Here is a 12752-nt window from a genome sequence, read left to right on the forward strand (position 1 = left end):
CATATCCCTGCTCGAAGAACAGGCACATCGCGAGGATGAAGTAGACCACCACCCGCGCCGGCAGCAGACGGTTGCGCTGCTCAACGCGGCCGGTCTCAGCGATCACCTCATCCACCAGATGAGGCGGAAACGCCTGCGTCAGCACCCCGACCGCAATCCGGTCCGACAACCGCTCACCCGCAGGCGTCCCGGCCTGCCCCACCCTCGCCACACCAACGACAACGAGACACAGCCACTTAAGTCACCGGCATTGCGACTAGACCGCGTCGGGCCCGCGGAGGTTGTACGGCCGACGGGGTCACCCCTCGGCACGCCGGGTGAGGTGCGCGAAGGCGTCCAGGTTGCGGGTCGATTCCCCCCGCGACACCCGCCACTCGTACTCCCGGCGGATCGCGGAGGCGAAACCCAGTTCCAGGAGCGTGTTGAAGCTGCCGTCGGCGGCCTCCAGGACCTGGCCGAGCAGGCGGTCCACCTCGTCGGGGGTGACGGCGGACAGCGGCAGCTTTCCGGTGAGGTAGACGTCGCCGAGGTGGTCCACGGCGTAACCGACGCCGTAGAGCTTGAGGTTGCGCTCCAGCAGCCAGCGGTGGACGCCGGCCTCGTTCTCGTCGGGGTGGCGGATCACGAAGGCGTTGAGGGAGAGCGAGTGGCGGCCCACTAGCAGGGAGACCGTGGTGGACAGCTTGCGGGTGCCGGGGAGCTTGACGACGTAGCTGCCCGGCGCGGGGCTCTCCCACTCGAGTTCGGCGTCCTTCAGGACGCCCTCGATGACCTGACCTGCCTTCTCCGCATCAGCCATGGTGGGAGCGTACGCGACGCCGGTGCGACTGCATCGCCGCCGTGTAGACGTCCGCCGTGGCGGCTGCCGCGGCGTCCCAGCCGAAGGACTGCGCGTGCCGGGCGGCGGCCGCGCCCATGCGGTCCGGCAGCCGCGGGTCGTCGGCGAAGCCGCGCAGCACGCGCGCGTAGTCGGCCGGGTCGTGGCCGCGCACGAGGAACCCGGTGCGGCCGTCCCGCACGGCGACCGGCAGCCCGCCCACGGCGGCCGCGAGCACCGGCGTGCCCGCCGCCTGCGCCTCTATGGCGACCAGGCCGAAGGACTCGCTGTAGGACGGCATGACGAGCACGGACGCCGCCCGGAACCAGTCCGCGAGCTGCTCCTGCCGGACGGGCGGGTGGAAGCGGACCACGTCCGCGATGCCCAGCCGGGACGCCAGCTTCTGCAGTCCCTCCGGCTTGGCGAGGCCGCTGCCGCTGGGCCCGCCGACGACGGGCACGACGATCCGGGAACGCAGCTCGGGACGCTCGTCGAGCAGCACGGCCACCGCGCGCAGCAGCACGTCGGGGGCCTTCAGGGGCTGTATGCGGCCCGCGAAGAGGGGGATCAGGGCGTCCTGCGGGAGGTCCAGACGGGCGCGGGCGGCGGCGCGGCCGTCGGCGGGGCGGAAGCGGTCGAGGTTCACGCCGGGGTGGACGACGGCGACCTTGCCGGGGTCCGCGCTGTAGTGCCGTACCAGCTCGTCGGCCTCCTCCGCGGTGTTCGCGATCAGCCGGTCGGCGGCGGCGACGATCTGGGTCTCGCCGATGACGCGGGCGGCGGGTTCGGGGGTGTCGCCGTCGGCGAGGTTGGCGTTCTTCACCTTGGCCATGGTGTGCATGGCGTGCACCAGGGGCGCGCCCCAGCGCTGGGCGGCGAGCCAGCCGACGTGGCCGGAGAGCCAGTAGTGGGAGTGGACCAGGTCGTAGTAACCGGGGCGGTGGCCGGCCCAGGCCTGCATCACGCCGTGCGTGAAGGCGCACAGCTGGGCGGGCAGGTCCTCCTTGGCCAGGCCCTCGTAGGGGCCCGCGTCGACGTGCCGTACGAGGACGCCCGGCGCCAGTTCCACGACCGGCGGGAGCGCGGCGGCGGTCGCGCGGGTGAAGATCTCGACCTCGACGTTGATCGCGGCCAGCCGCTGCGCGAGCTCCACGATGTAGACGTTCATGCCGCCGGCGTCGCCGGTGCCGGGCTGGTGGAGGGGTGAGGTGTGCACGGAGAGCATGGCGACGCGGCGGGGGCGGCGGTGCAGCCTCAGCCGCGAGGACGTTGCCGGGGAACGACGCCCGAGCCTGCTGCCGTACTGGCTCACGTGGCGTTCCTCCTTGGTGCGGACATGCCGGACAGAGGGTGTGGGGCTCCCTCCAGGGGTGTGCAACAGCGCGGGGACGGGTTCCCATTCCGGGCGGAACGAACTTTGCCGAGGCGTTACCGCAGTCGCTCAACCGTTCGACGGCGGGGCGCGTCCGTCCCGGTCCCCGCACGGCCCGCATACCCTCGTACGCATGACCTCCCGCGCCGCCGCCCTCACCCGCTCCCGGCCTCGCCCGGGCGGGAGCACCGCCGTCGTGGGCACCGTCACGCGCGGGACGACCAACCCCAACCGGCTGCGCCGCATGGACCGCTGGATCGCGGCCGTGCACGGGGCCGCGCTGCGCCGCGCCGACGATCCGGTCGCCGTCGACCTCGGGTACGGGGCCGCGCCCTGGACGGCCGTCGAGCTGCTGCACCGGCTGCGCGCCGTCGCTCCACGCGTGCGCGTGGTCGGCATCGAGATCGACCCGGCCCGGGTCGCGGCGGCCGAGCCGTACGAGCGCGACGGCCTGGTCTTCCGGCACGGCGGTTTCGAGATCCCGCTCCCCCGGCGGCCGCTGCTCGTCCGCGCGGCCAACGTGCTGCGCCAGTACGACGAGGGCGAGGTCGCCGCCGTCTGGGAGCGCCTGCGCGGGCGGCTCGCGCCGGGCGGGCTGCTGGTCGAGGGCACCTGCGACGAGATCGGGCGGCGGCACGTGTGGGTCGCGCTGGGCCCCGAGGGGCCGCGCACGGTCACGTTCGCCACCCGGCTGGGGTCCCTGGAGCGCCCCTCGGACCTCGCCGAGCGGCTGCCGAAGGCGCTCATCCACCGCAACGTGCCCGGCGAGCCCGTGCACGCCTTCCTGCGCGACTTCGACCGCGCCTGGGCGGCCGCCGCGCCGTACGCCTCCTACGGCGCCCGGCAGCGCTGGATCCGCGCGGTGCGCGCCCTCGCGGCCGACTGGCCGGTGACGGACGGGCCGACGCGCTGGCGCCAGGGCGAAGTGACGGTGGCCTGGCGGGCGTTGGCCCCGCGCGGGTGAACCCCCGCCTTCCGCGCACCGGCTGACCTGCGCGGCGCCCCCCGTGGGGGACGACCTGCCGGGGCGCCGGGCGGAGTGCACCGGCCGGGGGTGCCGCCCCGGCGCTGCGGCGGGCGCCCCCGCGCGCGGCGTGCCTTGGCCTGCGCGGCGCAAGTGCACCTGCCGGGGCGCCGGGCGTGCACCGGCCGGGTGAACTGCCGCAGGAGTGACGGCCTGTCGGGAACGGCGGAGGTGAGTCGTTCGTCACAAAGGCGGGGAGATCGCCATCAAGGGAGGGCAAGAAGGGAAGTCCCACGTCCGACGGCCTCTGTCGTTTTGCGCGCGGGCATGGCACGATCCCCCAGGCATCGCAAGTTACTGACGGTTAATCAGGTTGGGGGACAGAGGCATGCGCATGGCGATGGCACCGGGCAAGCACGGCCTGATCGCGACCGCCGTCACCGTGGTCTGCGCGGTCACCGTCCTGGCGGCACCGGGCACCGCGCTGGCGAGCCCCGGCCCTTCCCCATCCCCGTCGGCGTCGCCCTCGGCCTCGTCCTCGTCCTCCGCGTCCCCGGCCCCGGCGCCGGTCCCGAACAAGGACCTCGAGGCGGTCCGCAAGAAGCTCGACAAGCTGTACCACGACGCGGCGGTCGCCACGGACGCGTACAACGCGGCCGAGGAGAAGGCCGAGAAGCAGTCCGCCGAGATCGTCGAGCTGGCGAAGAAGATCGTCGAGGGTCAGCGGAGGCTCGACGAGCTGAAGCGGCGCGCGGGCGCCGCGGCCGCCGCCCAGTACCGCACGGGCGGTCTGCCCGACGAGGCCCAGCTGCTGCTCAGCGACGACCCCCAGGACTTCCTCGACGGCACCGGCCGGGTGCTGCAGGGCCAGCGCGCGACCAAGGGCCTGATCCGTGAGATGACGGACACCCAGCAGGACTTGAAGCAGTACGCCCAGGACGCCTCCGCCCAGTGGAAGAAGCTGGAGAGCCACCGCAAGGCGAAGGCCGCGGCCCGCAAGAAGATCAAGCAGCAGATCGCGGCGGCCGAGGACCTCGAGTCGCAGCTGGAGAAGCAGGAGAAGGAGCGCCTGGCGAAGCTGGAGCGGCAGGCCGCCTACCAGGCGCAGACCGCCTGGCTCGACTCCGGCATCCTCGACGAGATCAACGGCAAGGCCTCCGAACAGGGCAAGAAGGCGGTGAAGTTCGCCACGGCGCAGATCGGCAAGCCGTACGTGTGGGGCGCCGAGGGCCCGGACGCCTACGACTGCTCGGGCCTGACCTCCCAGGCCTGGGCGGACGCCGGACACCCCATCCCGCGCACCTCGCAGGAGCAGTGGAAGCAGCTCAAGCACGTCGACGTCAAGGACATGCGCCCCGGCGACCTGATCATCTACTTCGACGACGCCAGCCACGTCGGGATGTACATCGGCGACGGCGCGATCGTGCACGCCCCGCGCCCGGGGCGGACGGTGACGCTCGCGGGCGCCGGGTCGATGCCGATCCTCGGGGTGGTCCGGCCGGACGCGTGAGCCGGGCCACGTGACGCGGCCCACACGGGTGCGGGGCCAAACCCCGCGCGGACGTGACGTTCGTCATTCCGCCGTCACGGCCCGCCTGTCCAACTGCGGTACGGATCGCGGCATATGACAGTGGCCGGCTGCCGATGGACGTGGCCCGCGCCATTCCGCTGCGGCGCCGACACCCGCTATGGTCCCCGTCGGCAGGTCGAGGCCCCTCGCGCTGCCGTGCCCTCGGGGGGAGGGAAGGAACCCAGCACGATGCCCGTACCCGTACCTCGGCAGAGAGCGATCCCGGCCGTGGAGAGCGGTCAGGCGCAGGCCGTGTCCCCGGACGGCGGCTCCGCCGAGGAAACGTCGGCCCCGCCGAAGGAAGCCACGGTCGACACGAACGGCGCCACGCCCACCCATCTGACGCTGCTGCTGATCGAGGACGATCCCGGCGGTTCGCCGATCGTGCCCGAACTGCACGACTCGGCGGGCAAGCCGATCCGCGTGCGCACCGCCCGCAACCTCACCGAGGCGGAGCGGCTGCTGACGGACGACGTGCACTGCATCCTGCTCGACCTCGCGCTGTCCGCCCCGGGCCGCTCCGACGGCGACGACGAACTCGCCGTTCTCCGGCACGTGCTGCGGCTCGCGCCCCGGCACGCCGTCCTCGCGCTCACCGCGTCCGGCGACGCCGAGCGCGGCGCCGAGGCGGTGCGCGTGGGCGCCCAGGACTACCTCTTCCGCGACGAGCTGGACGGCCGGCTGCTGAGCCGGGCGATCCGGTACGCCGTCGAGCGGAAGCGTTCCGACACCGCCGAGCGGCGGCTCGCCGAGGGCAAGCTGCGCGCCCAGGAGAACCGGCGCCTGGAGCGCGGGCTGCTGCCGACCCCGCTGCTGGAGGGCTCGCCCCTGCGGTTCGCCGCCCGCTACCGCCCGGGCCGCTCCCGCGCGCTGCTCGGCGGTGACTTCTACGACGTCGTCCGCACCCCGGACGGCACCGTGCACGCCATGATCGGCGACGTCTGCGGCCACGGCCCCGACGAGGCCGCGCTCGGCGTGGAACTGCGCATCGCCTGGCGGGCGCTGACGCTGGCGGGCCTGTGCGGCGACGAGCTGCTCGGCACGCTGCAGCAGGTGCTGGAGCACGAGCGCTCCGACGACGAGATCTTCGCGACGCTGTGCACGGTGGACATCGCCCCCGACGGCCGCCGCGCCGGCCTCTGCCTGGCGGGGCACCCGGCCCCGCTGATCGCCCACCCCGGCCGCCCGGCGAGGCTGCTGCCGCAGGAGAACAACGGCCCCGCGCTCGGCCTGCTGCCGGGCGCCCGCTGGCCGCGGATGCAGGTGGAGCTGGGTGCCGAGTGGAGTCTGATGCTCTACACCGACGGCCTGATCGAGGGCCGCGTCGGCGGGAGCGGGGAACGGCTCGGCCAGGACGGCATGGTGGAGCTGGTGCGCCGGCAGCTCGCCGGGGGCCTCAACGGCGAGGAACTGCTGCGGGCCGCGGTGAACGAGGTGCGCGACCTCAACGGCGGCGAACTGACGGACGACGTCGCCGTACTGCTGCTGGACCGGACGCCGTAGCGCTCCGCGAGCCTGCCCGCCGCCGGACCGGGGCGCCGTGCGGAAAGCCGGGCCGACGACGTCAGCGCCTGTCAGCGTCCGCCGTTGTACGGGCCGTACGGACCGTCGCTGCTGGAGCCGCGGCGGCTGCGGCCCCCGCCGGACATGCCGCGCAGGGCGGGCCGTACGTCGACCATGTACACGATGGTCGCGATCAGGCCGATGATCGGCAGGAACGACAGGATGTTGAAGATCAGGTTCACCACGAAGGCGATCCCGAGGACGATCAGCCAGAAGGGCTTCGTCTGCTTGTCGGCCGCGCGGTAGGCGTCCTCGCGGCGCGTGGCGGCGTCGACCAGCGCGAAGCCGCTGAAAAGGATCAGGGCCATGCTCAGCAGCCACATGAACCCTGCGAAGCCCTGCATCAGCACTACGTCCACCACCAGACTCGGCTCGTCCCTACGCGGGTCACCGTACCCGCTCCCGCGACCCCGCTACCCGCAGAACGGGCCGGGCACTCCGCAAGTGCCCGGCCCGTCCGGCGTCGTTCCCCTTCCCCGTATCACTTGACGGGCGGGATCGTCTTCTTCGCGGTGGTCGTCTTGCGGGCCGGCGCCTTCTTGACGCCGGGCCTCTTGTCCGCGGCGGGCTCGGACTCGACCGCGGCGAGCTTCACCTCGGCGGGCTTGGCCTCCTCCTTCACCCCGACGGGCTCGGGGCTCGGCTCGACGGCGACCGCCAGCTCCTCGACCTCCTCGGCCACGTTCTCGATGCCCTCGGCGGCCTCGCCGCGCCAGGTCCGCACGGTCTGCTCGCCGTGCTCGGCGACCTTCTCGTAGGTCTCGCGGGCCTTCACGGCGTACTCGGCGGCGACGCCCACACCGCGCAGGGCGATGTCCTGGGCGGCCTCGCCGAGCTTCTTCAGGTCGGCGTCGAGCGTGGCGCCGAGCTTCTTGACGTCACCGTCGAGGGTGTTGAGGAACTCGTTGACCTTGGCCTGGAGGCTCTCCTGCCGCTCCTTGACGCGGGCCTGCGCCTCCTTGGCGCGCGCGGCGGCCTTCTCCTGGACCGCCTTGGGGTCGGTGTTGCGGACGGCCTCGATGCGGGCCGGCGCCTCGGCGCGCAGCTGCTCCACCAGCGCGGGAACCTTCTTGGCCTTCTGGAAGGCGAGGTCGGCGGTGCCGGCGGCGAAGTAGAGCGGCGTCGGGTCGCTGAATGTCTTACGCAGGTCGTCAGTGATGGCCATGATGCTGGTCCTCCCGGATCGCTTTCGGCTGAGGGTCTGGATTCCCGCGATCGGTCGGCCGACCGGTCGGTCTCGCTGCTCGGTCATGATCAGCCGGCTGTCTGCTGCGGGTCGGCGTCGCTGCCGTCGGACGTGCGGGCGGTACGGCGCGGGGCGGACGTGCGACCGCCGGCCGTGCGGGCCGTCGTGCGGGGACGGCGCTCGCCGGTTCCGTCGCCGTCGCCGTCGCCGTCGCCCTCGCGGGCGCGGCGCGCTGCGGTGCCGCCGTCTCCGCCGGTGTCGCTCACCGCGGTGCCGGCCGCCATGCCGGCCCCGTCCGCGTCGTCCGCCCTGTCCGCCGCGTTCGCCCCGTTCGCCGCGTCCGCCGTGGCGATCCCGAATCCGTTCTCCTTGCGGAAGGACTCGTAGATCTGGAGCAGCACCTGCTTCTGCCGCTCGTTCAGCGTGGGATCGGCGAGGATGACGGCGCGCGTCTCCACCTCGTCCCGGTCCCGTTCGGCGTCGAGGATGCCGGCCCGCACGTACAGCGTCTCGGCGGAGATCCGCAGCGCCTTGGCGACCTGCTGCAGCACCTCCGCGCTCGGCTTGCGCAGTCCGCGCTCGATCTGGCTCAGGTACGGATTGGACACCCCGGCGGCGTCGGCGAGCTGCCTGAGCGACAGCTGCGCGTTGCGCCGCTGCTCGCGCAGGTACTCACCGAGATTGCCGACGTTGAGCGATGCCATGCCTCCACTGTGCACCCATGCGCTAACTATTGCAAGCAAGCCGCTTGCAGGAGTGCGCCCCGGTGTCGGCGGGCGCGGAGTGCCGGGGAACGGTGACTGTCCCGGCTCAGGCCGGCTGTTCCGGGCTGCCTTCCGGGGCCAGTACGGCGTGGCAGGCGGACCAGGCGGGTTCGCTCAGCAGCGGGCGGATGCGGGTGAACAGAGCGAGGAGTTCGGCTCCCCACTTCTCCCGGAAGGACGGATCGACGCGGGCGAGATCGAGTTCGTTGGCGGCGGTCAGTTCGGCGAAGTCCCGGCGCCGCCGCGGCCCGGGGACACGGGCGTCCCCGGTGAACCGGTCGTGGAAGGCCGCGCCGGCGTCCGCGAGCTCCGGGTAGGTGGCCTTCCGGTCGCACGCGGCGTAGAGGTACACGATCTCTTCGGCCTCCGTACCGATCACCGCGGTGAGTTCGGCGCGGCGGTCCAGGGGCAGGAGGGCGACGGGGAAGCCGTCGGTGCCGTAGAACGCGTGGCACAGGCCCGCGAGTTGGAGGGCGGGGCGGGCGCCCCACGCGGCGAGCTGTTCCCGGACGCGCTGGAGGTGTACGAGGAGCGTGCCGCCGGGATGAGCGGCGTCGCCGGCACCGAGTTCGCGCAGGAGCGCGACGGCCAGGTCGGCGGCGGGAGGGGAATCGGACACGAGGCGGAATCCTTCCGTTGCCCGGGTCGGCACCCGTCCGTGCCTCCGCCCGGGGTCCGCGCCCCGCGGAAGCGCCGGACGGGTTGCCGCCCTGGTGGTCCTGGGCCGATCATCGCGAGCAGCGGCGACGCCGGTCAGTCCGGTGGATCCCCCAGCGACAAGAGCCGCGGTGATAGATGCCGTGCCGGCCGGGGAGCATGAAGCATGCGCCCGGATGACTGGTACCTCACCGAAGACGTCGACGACTTCCTCGCCCGAGCGGGAGACTTCCTGCGCTCGCGGCCCGGCCCGCACGTCATGCAGCTCACGTGGGCCGAGAGAGTGCGGACCCGCGGGGCGGAGTCCTTCGGCGCCGAAGCTCCCCTCTTCGGCTCACTGGAGCGAGCGGGCGAGGTCCACGGCACCTTCTACCGCCTCCCGCCCCGTCGTCTCGGCCTCTCCCCGCTCTCGCCCGAGCAGGCCGACTCCCTCGCCGCCCACCTGGCCGCGTTAGGGCAGTCCCCGGCCGGCGTCAGCGCGGACCACGACACCGCCACCGCGTTCGCCGAGGCCTGGCAGCGGCGCACCGGGGCGACGCCGAAGCTCCGCGACACGAGGGTCCGTCTGTACCGCCTCGGCACGCTCACCCCGCCGGAGCCGATGCCGGCGGGCCGGGGCCGCGTCCTGGGCGAGCGGGACCTCGACGAAATCATCTTCTGGTGCGGCGAGTTCGCCAAGGCCGTCGGGGAGGACGTCTGCCTGGACGCCGGCTCGTGGGCCGGCACCCGCTTCGCCGACAAGCGCTACACCCTCTGGGAGACCCCCGACGGCGCCCCCGTCTCCGTTGCGGGCATGAACCCGCTGATCGGCGGCCAGATCCAGGTGGACGTCGTCTACACCCCGGCCCACCTGCGCGGTCGCGGCTACGCGGGTGCCGTGACGGCGGAGGTGAGCCGGGCCGCGCTGGCCGCGGGCGCGAGGGACGTGGTGCTGTTCGCGGACCGGTCGAACCCCACCAGCAACGCCCTCTACCAGCGCCTCGGCTACCGCAGCCTCACCGACTGGTCCGTGTACGACTTCTGACCCCTCCGACGCCTCCGAGCCACGCCTCGACGGTCGCGAAGTCCCGGTCGGTGAGGCCGGATCGGTGGTCGACACGGTGCAGCAGTGCCGGCGCGGGGTGGTGGACGGCCACCCAGGCGCGGTCGGCGTCGGTGAGTTCGTCGTCCAGCCACACGAAGGGGCGGCCGGCCGCCCAGGCGACGAGGGGCCGGGTCTTCCAGTGGGTCGCCCCGGCCGGCCGGTCGTCGCGGTACGCCTCGGCGGGTACGTCGTCCACGGCGTCGTCCGGCCAGGTCACCAGCGGCAGCGGGGGCAGATCGAGCCAGGGCGCGAGGCACTCGTTGGCGTCGTCGTCCCAGGTCGTGGCCCACACCAGCGCGCAGCCCAGCGCGGCCAGCTTCGGGCCGAGGGCCGGGTCGACGCGGGTGAGCAACGGGTGCGAGGCGGCGAGTCGCGGCGACACGCGGCGCGAGGCGTACACCGGGTACGGCGCCGCCCCGCCGAACGGGATCAGCGTGCCGTCGATGTCGAGGAAGAGCAGCATCGAAGCCAGGATCGCCGATGCGGGGCAATGGCGGAACCGGCCGCGAAACCGGCCGGACCGGCAGCCCCGTGCCTCCCGGTCGCGCCGGTCTGACGGCTCAGAACGGCAGTGGCCGCCCGTGCACCACCTCCAGCCGCGACACCGCCCGGGTCAGGACGACGTACAGCCGGTGCAGCCCGCGTCCCTCGGCCTCCGCGATGGCCGCCGGTTCCACGGCGACGACGTGGTCGTACTCCAGTCCCTTGACGACGGACGCCGGCACCACGCTCACCCGGGCACCCGCGACACCCGCCCCGTCGGTCGCGTCCGCCCCGTCGGTCGCGTCCGCCGCGTCCGGTCCCGCCGCCGCGATCCCGGCCGCATCCAGCGCCGCGCGTACCCGGGGCAGGTCCGCGTCGGCCGCGACGACGCCGACCGAGCCCTCCCGGCCGAGGGCGTCCCGTACGGCGGCCACGACCGCGCCCGGCAGGTCCCCGCCCGCCTCCCGCACCCGCAACTCCCCGTCCCGGCGCAGCGACCGGCCCGCCGGAACATCGACGTCGAGGAGCGGCAGCAGCCGGTTGGCGAGCGCGACGACGTCCGCCGGGACGCGGAACCCGGTCGTCAACTGCACCAGGGCCGCATCGGGTTTCCCCAGGTGGCGCAGGGTGGTGGCCCAGGACCGGGCGGCCCACGGCGTGGTGCCCTGGGCCAGGTCCCCGAGGACGGTCAGCGAGCCGAAGGACGCGCGCCGGGCGATGGCCCGGCACTCCATCGGGGAGAGGTCCTGCGCCTCGTCGACGACGACATGGCCGTACCCCCCGGGATGCGCGAGGAGCCCGGCGACCTCGTCGAGGAGGACGAGGTCGGCCTCCGACCAGTGCGCGGACCGCCACGACCGCGGCGGCTTCGCCCACCGCAGGGCCGCCTGTTCGCCGGCGTCCAGCAGCCCGTCGGCCGCCGCACGCAGCGCGTCGGCGTCACCGAGCAGCCCGGCGACCACCTCCTCGGGCCGGACCCGCGGCCACACGGCGTCGACGTACCCGCCGACGGCTCGCGAGATCTTCCGCACCCAACTGTTCGGCCGGGGCCCGGCCCGTCGCTCGGCCTGCGTCTGGACGCACCGCACGATCCGCGTCCGCACCCGCTCCCGCCCGACCTCGTACGGCGGCTCCTCGGCCCGCACGTCATCGACGATCCGCGCGACCTCGTCGGCCGCCACCCGCCACCGGTACGAACCGTCGGCCACGGCGAGGGAGTCGGGGCCGCCGCCGCCCACCCGCGCGTACAGGGCCCGGCGCAGCACCTGCGCCATCCGCGCGTCGTGCTTGACGACGGCGGTGCGCTCGCCGTCGACCGCGGTGACCGGGTGGGCGGCGATCTCGTCGCGCAGGGTCGACTGCCGCACCCCCGTCTCGCCGAGGGCGGGCAGCACCTCGGAGATGTATGACAGGAAGGTGCGGTGGGGACCGAGGATCAGCAGTCCGCCGCGCCGGAGGCGCTGGGGGTGGGTGTAGAGCAGGTAGGCGGCCCGGTGCAGCCCGACGGCGGTCTTGCCGGTGCCCGGGGCGCCCTGCACGCACACGGACCGCGCGAGGTCCTCCCGCACGAGGTCGTCCTGCTCGGGCTGGATGGTCGCGGCGATGTCCCGCATGGGGCCGACGCGGGGCCGCTCGATCTCGCGGGCGACGATGCCGCTGAGCGACGGCTCCCACGCTCCCGGGCGGTCGAGACGCTCGTCCTCCAGCCCGGTCAGGTCGGCGGAGTCCCCCTTGCTCCCCGGCGCCCAGCCGAACCTCCTGCGCAGGGCGACGCCCAGCGGGTCGCGGACGCTCGCCTGGTAGAAGGCGCGGGCGACGGGCGCACGCCAGTCGACGACGAGGGGCGGGACCGCCGGGTGCTCACTGATCCGCAGCCGCCCGATGTGATACCGCTGCCCGGCGTGCCCACGGGCCGGCTCGCGGGTCCCGGCCGGCTCGGAGGTACGAGCCGACTCGGGGGAGTCCGCGGTCTCCGGAGCGCCGGCCGTCTCCGGAACGTCCGCGGCCCCGAGAACGTCGGCGAAGTCCAGCCGCCCGAAGAACAGGGGTCCCTCGGGCAACTCGCGCAGGTTCCTGGCCCGACCGCGCAGTCCGCGTCCGAGCACCTCGGCGTCGGCGCCGGAGGCGGAGACGTCCGCACCGGTGACGACGTGGTCCTGGGCGCCGTCGACCATGGCGGCGAGGGCGGCGCGGCAACGGTCGTGGTGGGCGCGTTCGCGGTGGAGGGCCTGGACGGAGGCGGGTTCGGCTGACATGCGGCCGAGCGTAACCCCATAATGCAACCGAGTCACA

The 12752-nt window shown here is 73.9% G+C and carries 13 protein-coding genes; 4 read left to right on the forward strand and 9 right to left on the reverse strand.

The genetic code is table 11. The annotated features are described in order from the left end of the window. The 3 genes from AB0G63_RS23825 to mshA form a co-directional block, all read right to left on the reverse strand. Positions 1-202: transposase domain-containing protein (locus tag AB0G63_RS23825; RefSeq protein ID WP_360753634.1), on the reverse strand; the 202-nt coding region annotated here is incomplete at its 3' end. 96 nt (positions 203-298) lie between these two features. Beyond that, on the reverse strand, positions 299-799 hold the full coding sequence (locus tag AB0G63_RS23830) for a YbjN domain-containing protein (protein WP_360753636.1): 501 nt from the start codon (positions 797-799) through the stop codon (positions 299-301). Then, a complete protein-coding gene (mshA, locus tag AB0G63_RS23835; RefSeq protein WP_360753639.1) occupies positions 792-2129 on the reverse strand; it encodes a D-inositol-3-phosphate glycosyltransferase in 1338 nt (445 codons plus the stop codon). The genes AB0G63_RS23830 and mshA overlap by 8 nt, the downstream gene beginning before the upstream one ends. Before the next feature lie 193 nt (positions 2130-2322). On the opposite strand from mshA, the gene AB0G63_RS23840 reads away from it, so the two are divergent. The 3 genes from AB0G63_RS23840 to AB0G63_RS23850 all read left to right on the forward strand — a co-directional run bounded on the left by AB0G63_RS23840 (position 2323) and on the right by AB0G63_RS23850 (position 6226). Continuing rightward, entirely contained in the window at positions 2323-3153 is an 831-nt protein-coding gene (locus AB0G63_RS23840; RefSeq protein ID WP_360753642.1) for a class I SAM-dependent methyltransferase, read from the forward strand. A 400-nt stretch (positions 3154-3553) separates the two neighbouring features. Beyond that, positions 3554-4663: an NlpC/P60 family protein gene (locus tag AB0G63_RS23845; protein WP_360753802.1), complete on the forward strand. Its 1110-nt coding sequence runs from the start codon at positions 3554-3556 to the stop codon at positions 4661-4663. Between the two features lie 249 nt (positions 4664-4912). Continuing rightward, positions 4913-6226, forward strand: coding sequence for a fused response regulator/phosphatase (locus AB0G63_RS23850; RefSeq protein ID WP_360753644.1), 1314 nt, complete (start codon positions 4913-4915; stop codon positions 6224-6226). Between the two features lie 71 nt (positions 6227-6297). On the opposite strand, the gene AB0G63_RS23855 is transcribed toward AB0G63_RS23850, so the two are convergent. From AB0G63_RS23855 to AB0G63_RS23870, 4 genes are all read right to left on the reverse strand, one after another. Beyond that, complete coding sequence (locus AB0G63_RS23855) at positions 6298-6630, reverse strand: DUF2516 family protein (protein WP_360753805.1); 333 nt, start codon at positions 6628-6630, stop codon at positions 6298-6300. Between the two features lie 137 nt (positions 6631-6767). Further along, a complete protein-coding gene (locus tag AB0G63_RS23860; RefSeq protein ID WP_360753647.1) occupies positions 6768-7451 on the reverse strand; it encodes a hypothetical protein in 684 nt (227 codons plus the stop codon). Positions 7452-7540: 89 nt separating this feature from the next. Further along, entirely contained in the window at positions 7541-8176 is a 636-nt protein-coding gene (locus AB0G63_RS23865) for a helix-turn-helix transcriptional regulator (protein ID WP_360753650.1), read from the reverse strand. 106 nt (positions 8177-8282) lie between these two features. Then, positions 8283-8855: a DUF6817 domain-containing protein gene (locus tag AB0G63_RS23870; RefSeq protein ID WP_360753653.1), complete on the reverse strand. Its 573-nt coding sequence runs from the start codon at positions 8853-8855 to the stop codon at positions 8283-8285. A 204-nt stretch (positions 8856-9059) separates the two neighbouring features. Between AB0G63_RS23870 and AB0G63_RS23875 the strand changes: the two genes are divergently transcribed. Then, the gene (locus AB0G63_RS23875) at positions 9060-9917 is read left to right on the forward strand and encodes a GNAT family N-acetyltransferase (protein ID WP_360753655.1); all 858 of its coding nucleotides are present in this window, start codon (positions 9060-9062) and stop codon (positions 9915-9917) included. Here AB0G63_RS23875 and AB0G63_RS23880 read toward each other — a convergent pair. Continuing rightward, positions 9889-10440, reverse strand: a complete 552-nt coding sequence (locus AB0G63_RS23880; protein WP_360753658.1) for an HAD domain-containing protein — start codon at positions 10438-10440, stop codon at positions 9889-9891. The genes AB0G63_RS23875 and AB0G63_RS23880 overlap by 29 nt on opposite strands. A gap of 97 nt (positions 10441-10537) precedes the next feature. Next, positions 10538-12715, reverse strand: a complete 2178-nt coding sequence (locus AB0G63_RS23885; protein ID WP_360753660.1) for an AAA family ATPase — start codon at positions 12713-12715, stop codon at positions 10538-10540. Positions 12716-12752 lie beyond the last annotated feature (37 nt).

Origin of the sequence: Streptomyces sp. NPDC020996, assembly GCF_040641355.1 — a bacterium.
GTDB lineage: Bacteria > Actinomycetota > Actinomycetes > Streptomycetales > Streptomycetaceae > Streptomyces.